Source organism: Bartonella sp. OC68QHHN, assembly GCF_042193875.1.
In the GTDB taxonomy this organism is placed as follows: Bacteria; Pseudomonadota; Alphaproteobacteria; order Rhizobiales; family Rhizobiaceae; genus Bartonella; species Bartonella grahamii_A.
The window spans coordinates 36,999-55,433 of the sequence record NZ_JBHIME010000051.1; the positions used below are offsets into that span (position 1 = coordinate 36,999).

At 37.9% G+C, this 18,435-nt stretch carries 20 protein-coding genes and 1 pseudogene; 9 read left to right on the forward strand and 12 right to left on the reverse strand.

The window, feature by feature from the left end; translation table 11 throughout:
• Nucleotides 1-207: 207 nt before the first annotated feature.
• The 4 genes from ACFIJ0_RS06410 to ACFIJ0_RS06425 all read right to left on the reverse strand — a co-directional run bounded on the left by ACFIJ0_RS06410 (nucleotide 208) and on the right by ACFIJ0_RS06425 (nucleotide 2,556).
• A complete protein-coding gene (locus tag ACFIJ0_RS06410) occupies nucleotides 208-516 on the reverse strand; it encodes a hypothetical protein (protein WP_375643966.1) in 309 nt (102 codons plus the stop codon).
• Between the two features lie 943 nt (nucleotides 517-1,459).
• Nucleotides 1,460-1,975 (reverse strand): short-chain dehydrogenase, encoded by a 516-nt coding sequence (locus tag ACFIJ0_RS06415; RefSeq protein WP_375622829.1) that lies wholly within the window; start codon nucleotides 1,973-1,975, stop codon nucleotides 1,460-1,462.
• A 70-nt stretch (nucleotides 1,976-2,045) separates the two neighbouring features.
• On the reverse strand, nucleotides 2,046-2,381 hold the full coding sequence (locus ACFIJ0_RS06420) for an NADPH-dependent FMN reductase (protein ID WP_375622831.1): 336 nt from the start codon (nucleotides 2,379-2,381) through the stop codon (nucleotides 2,046-2,048).
• On the reverse strand, nucleotides 2,338-2,556 hold the full coding sequence (locus tag ACFIJ0_RS06425) for an NADPH-dependent FMN reductase (protein ID WP_375622833.1): 219 nt from the start codon (nucleotides 2,554-2,556) through the stop codon (nucleotides 2,338-2,340). Before ACFIJ0_RS06425 ends, ACFIJ0_RS06420 begins: the two co-directional genes overlap by 44 nt.
• A 1,093-nt stretch (nucleotides 2,557-3,649) precedes the next feature.
• On the opposite strand from ACFIJ0_RS06425, the gene ACFIJ0_RS06430 reads away from it, so the two are divergent.
• The 4 genes and pseudogenes from ACFIJ0_RS06430 to ACFIJ0_RS06445 form a co-directional block, all read left to right on the forward strand.
• Nucleotides 3,650-4,081 (forward strand): hypothetical protein, encoded by a 432-nt coding sequence (locus tag ACFIJ0_RS06430; RefSeq protein ID WP_375622834.1) that lies wholly within the window; start codon nucleotides 3,650-3,652, stop codon nucleotides 4,079-4,081.
• Between the two features lie 100 nt (nucleotides 4,082-4,181).
• Nucleotides 4,182-4,805: an IS607 family transposase gene (locus ACFIJ0_RS06435; RefSeq protein WP_375643967.1), complete on the forward strand. Its 624-nt coding sequence runs from the start codon at nucleotides 4,182-4,184 to the stop codon at nucleotides 4,803-4,805.
• Entirely contained in the window at nucleotides 4,802-5,998 is a 1,197-nt protein-coding gene (locus ACFIJ0_RS06440; protein WP_375643968.1) for an RNA-guided endonuclease InsQ/TnpB family protein, read from the forward strand. The genes ACFIJ0_RS06435 and ACFIJ0_RS06440 overlap by 4 nt, the downstream gene beginning before the upstream one ends.
• Nucleotides 5,999-6,028: 30 nt before the next feature.
• A pseudogene (locus ACFIJ0_RS06445) lies at nucleotides 6,029-6,136 on the forward strand (IS1595 family transposase); the annotation flags it as partial.
• A gap of 1,096 nt (nucleotides 6,137-7,232) precedes the next feature.
• Here ACFIJ0_RS06445 and ACFIJ0_RS06450 read toward each other — a convergent pair.
• The 4 genes from ACFIJ0_RS06450 to ACFIJ0_RS06465 are packed head-to-tail and all read right to left on the reverse strand — an operon-like array spanning nucleotide 7,233 to nucleotide 8,469.
• Complete coding sequence (locus ACFIJ0_RS06450) at nucleotides 7,233-7,445, reverse strand: hypothetical protein (protein WP_375623748.1); 213 nt, start codon at nucleotides 7,443-7,445, stop codon at nucleotides 7,233-7,235.
• Nucleotides 7,438-7,650 carry a hypothetical protein gene (locus ACFIJ0_RS06455; protein WP_375623746.1) on the reverse strand — a complete coding sequence of 71 codons (213 nt, stop codon included), beginning with the start codon at nucleotides 7,648-7,650 and terminating at the stop codon, nucleotides 7,438-7,440. The genes ACFIJ0_RS06450 and ACFIJ0_RS06455 overlap by 8 nt, the downstream gene beginning before the upstream one ends.
• Nucleotides 7,574-7,810 carry a hypothetical protein gene (locus ACFIJ0_RS06460; protein WP_273788536.1) on the reverse strand — a complete coding sequence of 79 codons (237 nt, stop codon included), beginning with the start codon at nucleotides 7,808-7,810 and terminating at the stop codon, nucleotides 7,574-7,576. The genes ACFIJ0_RS06455 and ACFIJ0_RS06460 overlap by 77 nt, the downstream gene beginning before the upstream one ends.
• Nucleotides 7,807-8,469 (reverse strand): lysozyme, encoded by a 663-nt coding sequence (locus ACFIJ0_RS06465; protein WP_375623744.1) that lies wholly within the window; start codon nucleotides 8,467-8,469, stop codon nucleotides 7,807-7,809. Before ACFIJ0_RS06465 ends, ACFIJ0_RS06460 begins: the two co-directional genes overlap by 4 nt.
• A gap of 302 nt (nucleotides 8,470-8,771) precedes the next feature.
• Between ACFIJ0_RS06465 and ACFIJ0_RS06470 the strand changes: the two genes are divergently transcribed.
• A complete protein-coding gene (locus tag ACFIJ0_RS06470) occupies nucleotides 8,772-8,918 on the forward strand; it encodes a hypothetical protein (RefSeq protein ID WP_375636969.1) in 147 nt (48 codons plus the stop codon).
• Nucleotides 8,919-9,199: 281 nt separating this feature from the next.
• Here ACFIJ0_RS06470 and ACFIJ0_RS06475 read toward each other — a convergent pair whose 3' ends face one another.
• Together ACFIJ0_RS06475 and ACFIJ0_RS06480 are read right to left on the reverse strand one after the other, a co-directional pair.
• Nucleotides 9,200-10,144, reverse strand: a complete 945-nt coding sequence (locus ACFIJ0_RS06475; protein WP_375623740.1) for a YopJ/AvrA family T3SS effector serine/threonine acetyltransferase — start codon at nucleotides 10,142-10,144, stop codon at nucleotides 9,200-9,202.
• A 1,466-nt stretch (nucleotides 10,145-11,610) separates the two neighbouring features.
• A complete protein-coding gene (locus ACFIJ0_RS06480; protein WP_375643970.1) occupies nucleotides 11,611-12,180 on the reverse strand; it encodes a hypothetical protein in 570 nt (189 codons plus the stop codon).
• A gap of 1,960 nt (nucleotides 12,181-14,140) precedes the next feature.
• Between ACFIJ0_RS06480 and ACFIJ0_RS06485 the strand changes: the two genes are divergently transcribed.
• Nucleotides 14,141-14,299 carry a hypothetical protein gene (locus ACFIJ0_RS06485; protein WP_375636968.1) on the forward strand — a complete coding sequence of 53 codons (159 nt, stop codon included), beginning with the start codon at nucleotides 14,141-14,143 and terminating at the stop codon, nucleotides 14,297-14,299.
• Nucleotides 14,300-14,943: 644 nt separating this feature from the next.
• Entirely contained in the window at nucleotides 14,944-15,111 is a 168-nt protein-coding gene (locus ACFIJ0_RS06490; RefSeq protein ID WP_375623736.1) for a hypothetical protein, read from the forward strand.
• A gap of 227 nt (nucleotides 15,112-15,338) precedes the next feature.
• Here ACFIJ0_RS06490 and ACFIJ0_RS06495 read toward each other — a convergent pair whose 3' ends face one another.
• On the reverse strand, nucleotides 15,339-15,581 hold the full coding sequence (locus ACFIJ0_RS06495; protein WP_375623734.1) for a hypothetical protein: 243 nt from the start codon (nucleotides 15,579-15,581) through the stop codon (nucleotides 15,339-15,341).
• Between the two features lie 32 nt (nucleotides 15,582-15,613).
• Here ACFIJ0_RS06495 and ACFIJ0_RS06500 point away from each other — a divergent pair, with 32 nt between their 5' ends.
• Together ACFIJ0_RS06500 and ACFIJ0_RS06505 are read left to right on the forward strand one after the other, a co-directional pair.
• On the forward strand, nucleotides 15,614-16,006 hold the full coding sequence (locus ACFIJ0_RS06500) for a hypothetical protein (RefSeq protein ID WP_375643971.1): 393 nt from the start codon (nucleotides 15,614-15,616) through the stop codon (nucleotides 16,004-16,006).
• A gap of 221 nt (nucleotides 16,007-16,227) precedes the next feature.
• Entirely contained in the window at nucleotides 16,228-17,109 is an 882-nt protein-coding gene (locus ACFIJ0_RS06505) for a DUF6990 domain-containing protein (RefSeq protein ID WP_375623730.1), read from the forward strand.
• A 540-nt stretch (nucleotides 17,110-17,649) separates the two neighbouring features.
• Here the strand turns inward: ACFIJ0_RS06505 and ACFIJ0_RS06510 are convergent.
• Nucleotides 17,650-17,973 (reverse strand): hypothetical protein, encoded by a 324-nt coding sequence (locus tag ACFIJ0_RS06510; protein WP_375623728.1) that lies wholly within the window; start codon nucleotides 17,971-17,973, stop codon nucleotides 17,650-17,652.
• Nucleotides 17,974-18,435: the final 462 nt, after the last annotated feature.

Sequence of the window (18,435 nt, forward strand, 5' to 3'; positions counted from 1 at the left end):
ATTTTACGCTGATCTCTGTTTGAAGGGGATTAAATTAATAGGTTTGGCAGTTTCCTCCTTTTGAAGGAAGTGCTGTTTATTGCATTTGGGGTAAAGAGAGTGCCAATGAAGGCGTAAAGGTTGGAGTGTGAAATGCGTCATTGGAATGGGGGGAGTTTGGTGAAAAGGGCTGATGCCAATTAATAGGCTTGTAATAGGTTTGGCAGTTTATCGGAAGTTTCCTGTTTTCTGTGAATTTGCAAAATCGTAAAAACGTGGAACTGTAAAGTTAAGGATGTGTGTTTGCTCAAGAACATGACGGTTGTGGCGAGGTTGGGGAGAAGAGAGTGCCAATGGAGGCGTAAAGGTTGGAGTGTGAAATGCGTCATTAGAATGGGGGGAGTTTGGTGAAAAGGGAAGTGTGTGTGGAGGAAGAGGGAAGAGGTTGGATGTGAGGGGTGATGAAGCGTTTTTTATCAATTTATTTAAAGGATGAGCTTTTAAAAATTCAATTGATGATGATTCTGTAAATTTCATGATTTGAAGAGCCATAAAGAGCTGGTAATCTCTTTTTGTATAAATTGAGAGAAAGTTTCGTATCTTTGGTATATCTTGTATATGATCAGGGATTTTCCTTATAAGGCTTTAAATTTAGCGGAATCCACCACTTGTTTTGTGAGCTTGATAGTGTGAAAGTTTACGGTTCTTTATTTTAGGTTTTCTTATTTTCTGTCGTAAAAATGTATTTAAAGCAAGCATAGTTGCTAATTGTGTTTTCTATCGGTTTTTTCTTTTCGGTTTATTGTGATACTTTTTTAGCATTCTTACCCTATGAGAGTGCTTTTTGCACACTGACTGTAAAGGTGTCTAATTTTCATTCGGTTCTGATATGGTGTTTTTTATAATATATCATCCTATGATGTCATAAAATTCTGTTTTGCTATAGCTTTCTTGGTACGTTTAAGTGTTTTTTAGGGAGCGCGTTGAAATTTCTTTAAAAAAGCTTGTCGAGTATAAGGACTAAGGGAAGACGATGAGGGGGAAGTCAAATCGAACCCGCTAAAATTTGGACTGTTGAAAGAGAAGATTTTCGTGGGAACCTTACGTCCTGCGGAAAACATCGTTCTTTGAGGTGTGGAGAGAAAAGTCAGTTTTAAAATAGATAAAAAATTCTAAACACAATTTGCTGTTTTAAGTTTTATGCCATAACACCCCATAAGATTATGCTGTCTAAGTCGCGTGAGAAGGGAATAAGCTGCGGGAAGGATAATAAATCGTCAGAGGGATATAAGCCCGTGTGAGACAGTAAAAAAAACGTTTGGTTCTGGGGCTGTTGATACAAGGATGCCGTTTGAGGCGCAGGGAGGAGGATTGTTCGTTCTCAAAGCCTATGATTTAGAGAGTATGGGGGACTCAAGAGGATGTTCGGGTATGGATAGAAAGGGGGTCCCCTGCTTCTTTGCAAAGCCATAGGTATTGATCATAAGTTTTGTTTATTCATATGGTTTTTTATGGCATCCAGTACCTGTTGGCTTATCTGCTGATGGGTCAGCCATCGTGATCCTTTTGGGGTTGTTTTTTGTCCTAATTGAAGGGGGATAAAATCAACCTTGTTTTTGCGTGCACAATCGAGGATCATTTTATCATGCGTGTTAGAACCAAAAATATGAAGAATACATGGTGGTGTGGGCAAAAGAGCTAATCGCTCAATTAATGCGCAAGAAAATGCATGGGCGGATGAATGAATCCATAATATGCAATATTTTAGATCATGCCATTGCTTCACAGCTTTTAAAAATTGTGCCTTTGATGTCGCACAATCATAATCCAATGGCACACACAACTGTTTGTTTTTCAATGCCTCAAGCTGGGTTTTATGTGAAAGAAAGCGTGCAGCAATAATCACTTCTTTTGGCTCTAGTGATCGATACAAAGGGGCAAGCATCCCCGTGCCCCCTACCACTAAATAACGATAGTGCGCATCCTTTTTTTTCATGCCCCCTCCCTCGTTGCTTTAAATCACACCTCGTTGCTTTAAAAATGTGCACATTTCATCAGCAAGCTTTTCACAACGTTGTTTGTACCTCTTCACTTATAACTTTCCAAGTACGAGCTTCATCATTTGAGGAAAAATCTTCGTTGGAAGAGGCGATTTGACATTGGAGTGCATAACCATAAAGCGTGCGCACCACCGGCAATAAATACTCACACGGTTGTGCGCATTTTTTGGCGGTACTCCCATGAGAGATAAGCCCAACAGGTTTATTTAAAAAGGCATTATAAGCTAAATTATCAAGAGCATTTTTTAAAACACCTGAATAAGATCCTTCATAAACGGGGCTTGCTAGTATAACGCCATCAGCTGCTGCAATGGTTTTTATAAACTGACGAACAAGCAGCACTTGGATTAGCCTCAACCTGATGATAATCTGGATCTGTCATCGGCAAGGGCTGTTCACGCAAATCAACCCAATGAAGTGATGCACCCCGCTTCATGAGGCAATCCGCTAAATAACTGGCTAACGTTCTTTTTAATGAAGGTTGACGCAAAGACCCCAAAATAATTGCTATATTCAATGGGATTTCCTTTATCTTTTCCTAACAAGCCTATAACGCAAGGCTTATAAAGAATTGTGAGTAAAATGACGCGTATTATTATGCTGTCCGTAAAGAGCAATTGTGATAATATCGCATGGTCATAGTATTAATCCATACGAACAAGATTGTTGACAAAACAATACCTCAAACTTGCAAGGGAATGTTAGTGCTTTCATTAATATTAAAACGCTTGGTCTCAAAAATAGTGGCTGTCTCGTGTCTTAGAAGCGCTTTTATGAATATATTTTTAGCTATTGGCTTGCAAGAACCCTAATGAAAAATGGAATATATCGTCATATTTTGAATGATCATTGATCCTTTTTAATTGGCATAAGAGGGGTGTAAGATTTTCTCATTTCAAATGCTCTTATTGCGCAATCATTTGCAAATCAATGGAAGTGACTTTTTTCATGTCTAAGGGAGAACGAAAACAGTAAAAATGCTTCTATCTTTTCAAGGGATAAGGGCTATCGTAAAGGCGGGGTATACTTGTTGTAGGAGCAGGGGTGGGTTTGTTGTAGGGAGACTTTAGGGTAAATGGGTCTCGTAGAGGAACGAGTATGGCTTGTCGCAAGGGTAAGGCTATTGTAGAGGCAGCAGGTGGCGTATATGAATGGACGCCGGATTACATTTTTTATTGAAGCGATGGTGGTAATAGAGTTTATATAAGGGGGAGATATTCATGAGGGGGTTACTGTTATACCCTTCATGGGTGCTGTTCATGAAATGGGGTGGAGGCGCGTTGGTTTGGAAGTGTTAAGAGATGTTTCTTTAAAACAAGCATGTGAATTGGCAAAATTGAAATATTGGCAACCAAATATGCAATACAAGTTTTCTCTGGGGTGTTCTGTTTGACGACAATGGACGGAATTTCCCTTGAGAGATTATTCGTGTCCTCATAAAAGTCAAGGACAAACAATTGTATAAAAAGGAAGAGCAAATGAAGGGGGAAAATTCCACATTTTATAACAAACTGTGCTCTTTTGTTTTTGGAAAATCATTTCGTTCTGATAAAGATCATATTATCATTTGTCTTATTTCACTCCTTATTGGGATAGGTTATAAAGCTCTTTTGATACCATTAGAATCCAAGTGGCCGTTGAGTGTATCACAGGATAGCACTCTTTTGGCGTTCTTCGTGCTGCGTGAAGTCATTATGGTGTGTGTTTTTGCTTTGATGCCTGTTTTATTGGTGCTTTATCTCATCTTAACGTATTTGTTGAAAAAAAAGATTCAGCAGTTAGAAGAGGCTATCCAGCAACGGGGTTACACAACCAATCAACAAAATAATCCGTCAAAAAATGATAGAGAAAAAATAAGCCGTTTTTTTATCGTATACTTTTTGTTGATCTTTCTTCTGGAGGTCTTTTTTCCTGCAGGTTTTGTCATGCTCATTCTGGAATTTTATTATTTTGTTTTCAAGCGTGTGAGAATGTATTGTAAAGTAAAACGGGAATTGAAACGCGTAAGAAAAGAGCGGGACAGGACGCTTGCGCAGCTATAGTGAGGGGGGAGAGGGAATGTTTAGCAGCTCTCGTGACATAAGAAAAAGGGCTTTAACAGCTTTCTTGTAATGTATTTATATGTTTGTAATAATATACATTATGGATAGATTTATTGGGATAGGTAAAGCAGCTCAAGTTTTAGGTGTTTCGATCAGTACTCTACGCCGTTGGGAAGGTGAAGGCAAAATTATTTCTGAGCATACGGCAGGAGGACACCGCCGTTATGACCTATCCAAGCTTAGACCTGAGCTTTTTCATTCGAGAGAACGATCACAAAGAAAAACCATTACTTATGCGCGTGTATCGAGCCATGATCAAAAAGACGATTTAGAGCGACAAAAACAGGTTCTTGAGCTTGATTGCGCAAGCCAAGGTTGGACTTATGAACTCATCTCTGATTTAGGATCAGGGATGAATTATCGTAAAAAAGGTCTTAAACGTTTATTGGATGCTCTCATTGAAAATGAGATAGGTCGTTTGGTGATGACGCATAAAGATCGTTTATTGCGCTTTGGTGCAGAATTGGTCTTCGCCATTTGTGAAGCCAAACAAGTTGAGATTGTCATTCTTAATCAGGGAGAAGAAAGCAGTTTTGAAGAAGATTTAGCCAAAGATGTTTTAGAAATTATTACTGTCTTTAGTGCTCGTCTTTATGGAAGTCGTTCGAGAAAAAATCAAAGGTTATTAGAGAATATTTGTCAAGCTGTAGAGGCATCGCAATGATTGTTGCTCACAAAATAGCTCTAGACTTAAACAATAAGCAACGAAGCTACATGGCTCGAGCCAGTGGTTGCGCGCGCTTTGCTTATAATTGGGCACTGAAGGAATGGCAGCAGCAATATGAAGCATGGAAGAAAGATCATAATTTACCAAAGCCTAATGACTATGCGCTACGTAGACAATTCAATTCTCTAAAACGAGAACAATTTCTATGGATGATGGAAGTTACTAAAAATGCTCCACAAATGGCCATTATTCAATTGGGTGTGGCTTTTAAGAATTTCTTTTCAGGGAGAAGCCGATATCCCACTTTTAGAAAGAAAGGAGTGCACGATCGTTTTACTTTAACCAATGATCAAATACAGTTGCAAGGTTTTAAGATAAGAATTCCCAAACTTGGTTGGGTTCGTCTGCGAGAACAATTGCGATTTCAAGGAAAGATCTTGTCAGCAACCATTAGCCGTAAAGCGGATCGGTGGTTTGTAAGTCTTAGCGTTGAAACAGATAATCAAGAGCCACGAAGCGAGAACCAAGCTATTGTTGGTCTTGATTTGGGCATCAATGCACTTGCAACGCTTTCGACAGGAGAGACCATAGGAGGTGTTAAACCTTATAAGGCTTTGCTAAATCGTTTACGGCGCTTGTCTCGAAGGCTAAGCTGTAAGCAAAAAGGCTCGAGCAACCGCCATAAGGAGAAAGAAAAACGCGCTAAGCTTCATGCACGGATAAGTAATATCAGAACGGATAATTTGCATAAGGTTACAACAGATTTAATTCAGCGTTTTGGTACATTTTGTCTGGAAGATCTTCATATAAAAGGTTTGCTGAAAAATAAGCATTTATCGCGTGCCCTTGCAGATCAAAGTTTTTTCGAGTTTCGCCGTCAATTGGAATATAAGGCGGCACGCTATGGTCGACAGATTGTTATTGCAGATCGTTGGTATGCGAGCAGTAAGATCTGCCATCATTGCGGATGTAAGATTGAACAATTGCCTCTTAACATACGTGAGTGGAGATGTTCTCATTGTGGTACACATCATGATCGAGACATTAATGCTGCGATTAATTTAAAAAACTTGGCGGTGAGTTCCACCGTGTCAGCCTGTGGAGAGAAAGGCTCTGGCCAATGTCCTGTGACTTTGGTGAAACCAGCCTCCAAGAAGCAGGAAATCAACAGTATATTTAATCAGAAATGATCATATTTACATAAGTTTGATAGAACGGCCATTTATGTCAATGCGGTGAAAGGTATATCAGCCCTACAGCTATCTCGTGACCTAGATGTTCAGTACAAAACTGCTTTTGTCCTAGCCCATAAAATCCGTGAATCACTTCAAGCCCAAAAAGATTTGGTTCCGTTAAATGGTGAAATCCACATGGACGGTAGCTACGTCTACTCAAATGTGTGTGAGGAAAATAAAAAGATTGATAGGGTTGATAGACGTCTTCGGCTCTCAATGTTATGATAAGCCGTTGGTCCGTGGGACGGTTTATAAGAGGCATGATTTTCTTGTATAGTTTTGACCCCTACACTGTAATGTGCAAGCGATATGGCTTTGGATTGTTTCAAAAGAAGACAGGTTTGGAAATGAGAAAATCCTAAGATATGCAGAGTTTTAATTCAAGTTGAACAATGCTTAATGATAGTTATAAATCAATGTGATGTGGTTTGACGGTTTTCAAGAGCATTGCATTCTTGCAAATAACGACAATCATGTGTTGCTTCACATTTTTTAACGGCAAAACTTTTAATGGAGCAACGCTTTTATTTATAATAATCATTCATTATTTTGTATATTGAATAAGAGATTTTTATTGCGGTGGACTTTTTCATTTCAATTCTCTCTTATGTTGAAACAAGCTCAATTATTTTCTTATACCTCACAAGTGGAGGGATAGGGTAAAATACTCAAAGAAAATAAAAATGCCTCTCATGGATATTCTCAAATAGTCAGTTTTTTATAAACAGGGGGTTTTATAAATATTGAGGATTGGTAATGTGTAGGATGGTGTCCGATTGCTCTCTTTTTAAGCCTAAAGAATGGGGATTTTAGGCAAGTTAATACCCTCGTGTTATTTACTTATGCGCTTATTAAAAAAATATCTTTAAATATTTTCAATTTTTTCGCGATAATATCTTCCCGATGAGATTTGTGAAGAGTATAAAATCTTTTGAGTATCAATAAGTTATTTTAAAAATGTACGTTGGTATGATCATTTTCTTATGTTACCAAAGTTGTTGACTCGCGCATTTGTTAAAAATCTCTCTTAATGCCCTTAAATTCATTTTATGAAAGCGTTTATGAAGAGTGTGTACAAATTTCCCATGAGACGTGAAAAATCATCAATAAAATTTCTGTGTTTTCAAAAAATAACGAATGGCTTTTTATATAAAAAAAGATTTAACACGTCTCACGTTTTTTATTTATTTTAGAGCTGAATATTCGATTTTTGTGTAAAAATACTTGTTAACGCATCCACGATACGTGAAAAATCAAGCGCTAATAAGAAAATGATGAATATAATCCACTTCGTATAGCGTGACATTATTTTTACACTTTTATAAGTCGTGATGATTTCTTGTAGGATTTCTTTTTCCTGTTCTGTAAGCTCTGTTTGTGTTTCTGTTTTTTTTCTAGCCATGTTTCCACCCACACAAGCCTTCCCCTTGTTTGTTATGCTTTAAAATATCTCTTGCGAGATTTGAGCTGATGGTATTGAGATCTTTTTTGTCTAAATAAATGGGCATCCAACCAACGCAAGAAAAAGGCTCATTTATTGTTTTTATCGCGCAACCAGTGAGTAAGAGCAGCGCGTACATCAGGATCACTTTTTTGATTAATTTCATTTTCCACCTCTAGCCGTGTTGTTGATGACTTTAGCGTTTTTTCTATTTGCTTTTGTTGTTCAATCTTTTTTCCAAGAGTAAAAACTTTTGCTAAAGCGATAAAAAAAGCGGTCAGAGCCGCTCCTGTTATCATCAGATTTTTTTTCATCCACCACATCATAAGCGCTGCTCCTGAAACCGTTTTGCCACAAAGAAGATGCCAGCACAGGCGGCTAAAACCATAATGGTTGCCAATGCCCATTGGATGGGACCATTGCCTGCCAATAAGCCTCCAAGTCCAGAAAAAGAACCAATAATCGGTGTAAGCGCTTCTGCTTTGAAAAATCCCATGGGTGCTTGCGTTTCTACGGTTTGGTAGTTGGGAGAAACATAAGCACCTTTTGCCCATAATCCTGCTTCGGCTGCACGACGGTGCACTAAACCGTGAAGACGTTTTCCTCCTGCTTTGGTCCACTTTTGTAATTCAGCAGGGATGGCTTCATATTCGCCGTTATTGAGTTTTTTGAGCAGGGTCGAATTACAAAAAGCCGATGTTCCTATATTATAGCAAAATGATACTAACGCGGCGAATTGTTCATCCGTTAAGGAAACCGTCACATGTTTTTCAACGGTATTTTCAAATTTTCTTAAATCGTGAGAAAGAATTTCTTCTGCTTGTTTTTCAGTAATGATCATGCCTTTGTGAACGAACGGTTTGCCAGCAGTGCTGGTGTGTCCATAGCCGATTGTCCATACCCCGATGGCATCTTTATAGGCTTGTAAACGCAATCCTTCCCATTGTTTAATGAGTGCAAGCCCTGCTGATGATATTTTTCTCATTTGCTTCTCCATAAAATAAAGCCTCACGTTAAAGTGAGGCTGGTCGTCATATTAAAAATGAAATTTTTCACTCTTCAAAAACAGAAGAGATGTGAAATTTTGATGAAATCAAAAGGTTAGTTTTGGCATCTTGGGGAATGGGATAATGGTTGGTCTGGCTAGTGTTTTCCGTTGAGAGGGTTGGTGGTTTTGAGACTTTGTGCTGTTTTTTGATAGGGTCTTATTGGTGCTGATGATGTTAGCGATTGTGTTGATTACGCAATGGTATTACGGTTGTGTTAGCGGTGGCATGATGGGTTAGGTTGGAGGGGGGTGCACAATCATTTGTGTTGGCATTGGTGTTGGTGATTGCGGTTGTCTTGGCAAGTGGTCCTGATGTGGAGGCGCTTGAGATAAAAGCGGACATTCTTAGAAAAAATCTACAGGAGGAAGCGTGTGCTTTTACTTAACATCCAAAACCATAAAATATTTTATGTATTCAGCCTTCTGTATATTTAAATATAGATCATTGTTAAGAAGAGCTTTGGAATTTTGATACAATTTTAAAATCAGCTGATTTTGATGGAACAGTCCTGTTCTATCTTTTTTCTCTAAGAGGTCACGCTGCTTACTGTTTAACTCTTTAACTGCTTACAAACGGAAAAGAAGATCTGCTAACAGAAGTTCACGATTCACCGTCAAGCAGCATCTCTTCGTTCTTTGATGAATAGTAATATGAAAAAAATCTTAATTACATCATCAAAGATTTGTATTCTGTTGTTCTTTTTCTGTGTTGTGAAACAGAAACAGTTTTTCCTTCTGCTGTCACTAAGTTTTTTTCAAATCTCTCTGTTAAAGTCTCGCCTTTTTTGTTTACTGTTTCATGTTCAGCATCCGGATTGGCTTTTAGATATTCTGCAAGACGTTTTCTTCCTTGCGCATGTTTATAAAAAGTGGTTGGAAGATATGTATCTAATTTTTCAGCAGGTAAAGGCGTGTCTGGTTTACATAATACACCCTTAACATTATCTTTGTGCAGTCTTGCTAATTTATCAGATTCGGCATAAAGCTTTTTGGCGAGTGCTAAACAAAACATTCCACATTCAGAGGAACTGCGTTGAATGTCCATTTCTGCCATAGCAAAAGAACAGTTAGACAATTCATGCGCTTTAATGGCCAATTGTGTTCTTAATGCTAGCACCGCTGGTTTCATATTGTTAAATGTTGTAGGTTCAAAAAATATCACGGACATTTTGTCATCGACGGTTTGATGATCAATGAGTGCAAAATGGATACCTCCATCCTTTGTGTGAATGATAAATCTAGAAGATTGAACGCCGTTTTCGATGGCTTCTTTTAGTTTAAGGGCAAAGTCGTGAGATGATGCTACTAATTGAAGGCGCATTTCAGGATATTTACGATTTGCTTGTTCTACCAAGGCTGGCATTAGTTTAAGATCTATACTTGCATAATCAGCTGAGAACCAACGGCCCGTTGAGATGTCATCTTCTAAACGAGCAATGATATTTTTTAATTCCTCACGATCGAATGGGATATTTCGTCCTTTTTCGCTGCTGGGGTGTTCTAAATGTGTAGCAAGATTGTCTAATGATGTATTTGCACGCACTCCTTTTGGTACACTTGCTCCTTCTTGTGTTTGTGAGGAATGAGGAAGGGGAGAATCTTGTGGCTTCATAATATTAGCCTCCATATTGATAATCGATAGGTGATATTATCTTCTTCAATTCTGGCTAAACAATGTTTTGAAAAAAAAAGCCTTTGCATCTTGAAAAATGAGGCGATGAGAGCATAAAGATGCCGTTTTCATATTTTTATTCGTGTATTGCTCGTCATTTCTGTGATGTATTGCATGGGTATTTTATTGGAGTATTATGAGTGCGTTCTATTGGGACCCCCTTATTGAATACTGCTTGTTTTGAAAATCTCAAAATTATAGGGCTGTTGGTGATGCAAATTGGATGATGCAAAAGAAAAACAGTCAGAAAAAGACGAAAGATCTCTTCAAATAGTAAACTTTTAAAGATTGTCGCGAAACAGACCGTTTGATAACAGTCTATAATAACTCAAACATTTGATAATGAAATCTAGACGCAAAAAACCCCTTACCGCATTCGTCATTAAATATGATTTTTCATATTCTGTCAACAGCAAAACGATTATTTTTCCTTTTTTATTGCGGTAAAAAAGCTGTAGAAAAAAGCTCATTCATTAGCTATGCAGCACAATATATTGTTTTAATGGGAAAGTTTTTGATGCGGTAAAAATTTTCTCCTTTGAAAAAGGGAGGGGGTAAGGTGAAGGGTGAGGGGAGAATTGTGGTTTTGAAATCCGTGGTATTTTATTGATGGAATTGGGAAGGCGGTGGTTGGCAGGTGTTGCGGGGCAAAGCGTAGATGTTGCGATTGTGTTGGTGATTTGGGCTGTGCTGGCTGTCGTGTTAGCGGTGACGTGATGGGTAGGTTTCCTGTGCTGTTGTTGATGAGCGAGGAGATTGTTGGTGAGGGCTTTTTCTTTGTATTTAAGGGATGATGCTTTTAATTTTGTAAAAAATCAACATGTTATTTTAATAATAAGCTATTGATTTATAATGATATTTTTGTCTTTATTTATCTTGAATAAGAAACCCAGATTATTCTGCAATCAAAGCCATGTCTTTTGTCTGTCATAAGATCAGGAAAGCCGTATAGAATTTTACAAGAAAGGACTTAAATGCCATAATGAATTGTCTCAAGAGCTAAGGATATCGCGATATTGGGGGAAAAGTGTATGATGAGGGCGGTTTGTTACAATGGGGGGGAGAATGTTGCTGTTTGAAAGGGAGGGCAATATTTATCTTGTTCATGCCCTGAAATATGCCGTGAATTATTGTCTTTTGAGGCATGGGTAGATATAAGGTAAGTCTCTTTGACAGGTTGAAGTCTTTTTTAAAGGGCGTGGTGGATATTTTAAAGCTTGTTTATTGCGTGCTTTACGCCCGTCAATCGCATGAAATTCTATGAAAGGGCAAGCCCCAGTGGATCTTAAGTGTAACTTGCCAAGAAGGATTGTCTCTTTACAAAGGAGCTGGTTACAAAGAGGCATGTTACAAAGGGGGAGGTTTAGAATCTTTATCCTGTGAGGGAGAGGAAACGATGGGTGTTTTTAGCCAATGCTCTTTTTGCTAGAATAGTCAAAATGTTTATAAAGGACATCAAGAATAATACGCAATGAACCAACGAGAGTAGGCAGCGGTTGATCTTCTATAACAAGATATTGTAATGCCGCATGAAAGTTGTGTTGACGATGTAAATATTGCGCTTCTTTAATCGCTTCTTGCATATCTTCATAGCAATTCGTTGCTTTTTGAACCCATTGCTTTTTTGCTTTCTCATCTGATGCGCTGTGCGTAAAACCATCATAATAGCCGTTTGGTAAGCCTTTTGCACATAAATAGTCGTTTCTGATTTGCAAGTATCGTTGCGCCGTATCATATTGCTCTTTACTGATGCCTGATGAATCCTTTTTATAGCCAAGCAAACAAAGACGCCCAATATAGGTTCCGACAAGCGGATTTTTTGCTTCTTCGAGGCTTAAACCAAAGTGTTTTGCACGCATTTCAATCGCAGATTGAAGCGCAGATTCGCTGGGGCTTTGGGCACGTGAAATACGGCCATTGGGCTCTCTGAGTTTGCCTGTTATTCTCGGTCTACCGCGTTTTTTACGTATTTTCATGAACTTAACCATTTAAATGAAAAATAAACTGTCTGTTGATGGGGGACAGTGATGTAAAAAGCACTTAGAGCAAATACTGGGGGAGCAAATACTGGGGGAATATGAGCCTTTGCAGACCAAAGGAGAAACGGATACTAAAGGCGTCTTTAAGCACAATGAACAGTGATAGTGTGGGACGAGAAAATCATCTTTAAGGTGTTTCTTACCATTTTTATCTTACTCCTATCAGTCTTATTTCTCGCCCCTATCATGCTTATTTTATCATGGATAGCGGCTTATTTACTTTCTAAAGATTTCTCAACCTTTTTGGAACAAAGTGAAAAGAAACTTTTGTTACATGTGAATAAAAAAACACGAATGATGTTTTATGGGTATATCGTCGTCTTTCTAATAGGATTATTTGCTTTTTTTCATGAGCGCTTTGCGGAAACTTTTCAGTTTCACCTTTGAAAAGTCATTGTTTTTATTATTCGTGGGGCTTTGTTAGTGAGAGGCATATTGGGGTTTTCTTATTGGGCACTGTACCAAGATGTCTCATGTAGATCAGGCTGCTACGCATATATATATATCCTTTATAGAGGATTTTATCTTCTTTTGAGCGGCACAGAGCTGTAAAAAACAAACTTTTCAATATACTTATAATAGCATAAAATCCTTGTCTTTTCAAATAAAATATCGTTTATCAGTTCAAAATAACAAAATAAACTGTGAAGGGTCAAGCGATTTATGGTCGTCTTCTATAGAGGATAAAATTTTCATTTTTGCTGTTTTAATGGATTTTTTCATAAAAAAGGAGGGTGTCATTTAAATGGTTAAATAACAGGATGTAATATTCAAAGAGGCTTTATAAGCGGGGCAGGTAGCTTGATAAAAGAGGCGTTTATAAGAGATGCTTTTATAAAGGTGGGGGCTATGAGGTGTGAGACATTTCTTTTTTAATTTTAAAATCGGGCCTTTTTAATCAAGAAATTCTAAAATGAGAATTGAAAAATTTCAAAGCTGCTGTAGGCGCATTTTAGGTAATTGGTTGTTTGGTTTGGTCTGTGGGGTGTGTTTATTGCCTCACGCTTTTGTTTATCGCGTTCTTGTTTATCACATTCTGGGGGCATATCTCTCATGTCATACACAATGACCCAAACGGAATGTACTTATTGTTGTATATTTACATGCTTATTTTCAAGAGACATCTCTTACATGTGCTTGATCCCATTTCACGACGGTGGTTCATGAAGGATATCATGGTAAAGCTTTCATGATAATATAAGTCTATTGAGCATCATCATTTTTAGGCTTCATAAAAGCGTAAGCTGGGACCATCACACACTTTGCCAATCCCCAATATGTATTACAGCTATTGGCACTTGAGACGGTTTATAAGAGGCATTTTTATTGTACAGTTTCACTCTGCATGGCTTCTCATCTTTTTACGTGTAAGCAAATAATTTTGATTGATTCAACATGAGATAGGTTTGAAATGAAAGAATCTGACAGCATTTGGGATGTGTTGATTATCAAGATACAAAAAGCTCTTGTGAAAATGTTTTTTGTTTTGTTATGCCATAAAATACTGTCATTTGAAGCGGGAATAGGAAGGCTCATAAGGCATTACAGTATTAAAATATTTTAGGTGCCAATGTTAAGGAAGGAGTTGTCCGTAGAGCGCTTTATGCAAGTGGAGCCCATAACTGCTCAGCAGGCGGAGTGCACTTAAGAGCAATGGAATTGTTTACAAACTGAGGTGGGTTTTAAAATCTTCATTCTTTGAGATGTGGAAGGGAATATCATCATCCTTTGCTTCATATATACTCGGCTTCATTTAAGCGGTGAAAACACCGTTGTTTATGGTGGGCATGTCAGTTTTCCATATGAGATGTTTTTTAGATTAAATATTTGTTGGATTTTTGTAAAACGGTGTCCTCTAGGGTTTATGTGATCGATAAAGGGAGGAAAAGGGGGATGGTTGAAAAACCAATCATGCAAAGAGAATAAAGAAGCCTATCAGGTTTGTAATGAGGAGGATGCTCTTATCATTTGGAAGAGCAACCGCGCTTTTAGGAAGTCTGGGTGGTTTGTTGAAAACAAGGCAAGCACCATGCATCGCACTTTTAGTGGGTCTTAAAAGAGCGAGCATGAGAAAAGAAATGCGCTTTTCATAAAAAAGGAAGAGCAATGAAGGGAAAAAATTCAGCATGTTATAACGGACTGCGCGATTTTTTTGAGAAAGAGTATTTTTCTGTGCGAGAGTATGTTGTCATTTGTTTCCTCTCACTCATTATTGAACTGTAGAACAGGATTTTCTTTCTATCATCCTTGGGTAGCAAAGGGAAATTGACAGGGTGGTAGGATACACCCCTTTTTTTATCTCTCTGTGCACGTTTTGGAAAGTTATTGCAGTGTGTGTTTCGGTCTTGATTCCAGTTATGTTGATACTCTGCATCATATTGTGGCGTTTGTTGGTAAAAAATACTCGGAAATTGAAATAAATAAACCAGCAACGGGGTAAAATAACCGATCAAAAGGATCGGTATAAAAAAGGCGATAGAGAAAAAAGGGGTGATATTCTTGTCATGATATTTGTTCTCGTGCTTATGTTCGTGACAGTGTGGGTTGCTGTTATTCCCATGATGATTTTGGACCTTTATTATGGTGTCTTTAAGCAGGTGAGAACGTATCGCTGTTTAAGAAAAGAACTGAAAAGCGTTTTGAAAGAACAGGATACAGCGTTTGAGAAGTCATGAGAGGGGAAAAAATAATGAAGAAATTATGAGAGTTTCAATGTTTATAGGGATTGCTCTCTATACCATTTTTCCTCTGATATGTTTTGGTGCTCTTTATGGGTTGTCCTTAAACATTGCTCTAAATGGTGGTGTTGAGGATCGCATTGAGTGGAAGAAAAGCCGATTATGGACCATTGTTGATAAAAGGGAATAAGAGCCCGTGGGGTTTAGAGCCTAGAGTCAGCGTTTGGGACTTACTTTATCGTTTGAGACGTGAGGAAGGAACGGTTTTGCTTGTAGGGGCGTGCGGTATATGGGTTGTTTTTGTATTTTTAGGCGCTTTGTTCATCCAGTCTTTGAAATGAATCCTATTGAAGTGGGGATGCAGGGTCATTTTCTTGAAAATAGGAGAATTTTTAGGAAGAAAAAGCTGAATTGTGACTATTGTTTATAGATTGGCGTGGTTTGAAAATCTTCACTATTTGAGATGTGAGGAAGGTAAGAGGGTGGCAAGGTAGCAGGAATATTATAATTTTTATTATGACGTAAGCCATAACGGCCTGTGTACTTTTCTTTATTCCGGTGGTATTTGGGTTTTGCATCATCATAATGCGTAAATTGGAAAAAAGATCCAGAAACGAGAAGAGGCAATCTCTGTGTGAGAGCAAATAAGCTCTCTGTCACACGGGTCTTTTCAAAGAGTGAGAGGGGAATACATGAAGGAGCAAAATTGGACATCAGAGCAAGAAACGCATAAAGGAGCGCATTCTTTTTCGCTCCAGAAAGTGTTGCTCTCAGCAAAGGATTATAAAGTTATCTTTGCTATTGCTGTTGTCATTGTCATCTGGAACATGATTCTAGGAATACCAGATGTATTAAATTGGCAGCTGACAGGGTGGCAATATGTTGTGCATGCCGTTCTCCTTAAAACAACGGACATTATAATGGTCTGTGTCATTATTTTTATTCCGGTTATGTTACGGCTTCGCACCAAAGTGACGGGTGAGTTGTACAAAAATATTCAGAAACTAGAAGAAGCAATCTCTGTAGGAGAGCACATAAGCTCTCTGTCGCACGGGCTTTTTCAAAGACTGAGAGGGGAAAAATGAACAGTGATCCTATAGCCGTATTTCTATTAGATCCCGAGTTCTGGGTATTTATTGTTATTTGCATGATCATTATCATGCTTGTTTTAGCTCTTTATATCTCTGTCTTTAAACGGATGAAAATGAATTTCCAAGTGAAAGGTGAGCTGGAAAGAGTGCTTAAATAAAATGATCTTGCAACGCAGCAGTTTTGGAAAGATGAAGCCGTGGTGCAGGAGAGGTGTTTGCAACTAAAGGAAAAAGAGTTCTCTGCCGATTATGATGATGATGAAATTCTCACGATAGAAAGTGCAACAGGGCTTTTAAAAAGCTTGGGATGGTCGGTGGAAATCGAGGGAAAGGGAGATTATTTGGCAACCCTCTTTTTACCAGATCGCGAAGTGCAGTTTCTTTATAACGAGAAACGAGTGGAAGAGTTTTCGCCTTTTGATCGCGGACTTTTAATTATGAGCGGTATTTTTGCGGCGGCTTGTCAGACGATTAATCCTCATAATTCTGGGGTTGTGCCAACGGTATTTATGAATTTTGTACCCAATGGATTGGAAATTTTTGAAGAAAAAGTGAGCGCCCAGCGTTTAAAGAAAGCACTCGATAAAACTTTAAAATGGACAATGGAAGATGATTCTTTGCATGAAATGTTTCGCTCTCAATATCGTCTTCCCCCTTGGGAAAAAGACTCTTTATCTTGGGCACCGGATGATGACATAGAGCTCGCACCTTATGCTTTGCTGCATCTTGCTGCCCTTGCCTTGCTGGGCGATGTTGAGACTTTAGCTTCTTATGACGAAAGTTTTACGGCAGGGGAGAAGCTTGGCTTTGATGAAACCATTGAAAAAGTCCATTTGGAACGCGCGATGGTGATCGCTCAAGAAGTGAAAAGGGAAGGAAAGTTCAGTTACGATCTACTGGAACGGGTTGCTGAGAAGTGGTCCATAGCCATGGACTATCAGCTTTTCAGAGTAAGATCTCCTAATACGTGTAACCAAAAACGCGCTTTTCATAAAAAATTAGTCGAGGAGAAAAAACAAGAATTAAGGGAACAAGGATTTGATGTGAGTGATGAGCCATGCGTCTTTACAGCAGAAGGGGTAAAACATATCTCCTGATATTACTTATATTAAAGATGGTAAAATCGCAGTTATGGATATAAAAATTGATTAGTTTACTCTCCTGTTAAAGAAAAGCACTCTTATGTGAAAGCGTCTCAATCATGGCGCTTTCACATAAGAGCAAAATAAAGTGCTCGAAAAATCAAGAATAATAGCAAGATTTAAAAAAATAGACTGAAAATGGCTTGATCCTTAAGAATAGAGGCAAAAAATCGATTATAAATTCTGCTATCTTCTTAAAGACGGTCTCTTTGTTTTTGTTAGAAAAGGCTCATAAATTATCGCTTATTTAAATGGTATGGGGGAAGACCATTGACTAAAGCGCTATGGGGCAGGAGATAGGAGGAGAGCTTTCATCGTTTGAAATGTGAGGAGGGTAAAAAATGTTATTTTTGAAGGCGATGATATTTAGGCAATAAAAATAAAGATACAATAAAAATTAAACTAAAAAAGGCCCTATTTTAAAAGGGCCTTTTTATTTAAATTTTACATTATATACAAAATGTATATAATTTTACTTTGAGAAATTTTTGTATCCTATACTCTATTAGAAAACATTTGTATGAGATATATAATAATTGATCCTAAAAAACTAGCTATTGCATTCAATAAACTTTTTCCTTTTTCGTATATATCGTTTATGGATGCTTGTTCTGATGCGCTTCTATTATTTATTCTCAGTATACTCAATGTATCCGATGTGTTCCTTACTTGTTTAAAAAACTGTAAATTTGTTTTCTCAATAGTATAAGGAGCAACAATAGGAGAGGGTTGTTTATTGACTATACGATCAGATTTTTGAATCGCGAGAGCTAAACCACTTGTAATTGCCCCTGCTATGAAAAAATATCTGATATTCATAGTTTTTTCTCCTATATTTATTTCTATAAATAAATATCGATATGTATCATATATAAATTCGATTTAAATAACTATAGTAAAAATACAACAGTCATAAAAAAGAATAAAGTTTGTCTATATTTTGACAAAATTTACCCTTAATTGCCTTAATGAATTCTTTCAGATTCGATTTTATGAAGGCGTAAAAAAGTTTGAAAGCTCTGTAGATAAGTGGAATCCCGTAAGATGGGTGATACAATAGTTGCTAGAAAACTTCTTTTTTGTGCCTTTGACTAAGGATTCATAAAAATGAGGGTTCATAAAAATGAGATGCGATGAAAGTTGAGTAACCCCCGTGAAGGGAAGGATGCACTCTTTTGAAGGCAGAGTGCATCCTCTCACGGATTTGGATGCTGCCTTATGAGGGTTTGGGCAGTATCCCTTGAGGGGAAGGATGCACTCTTTTGAAGGCAGAGTGCATCC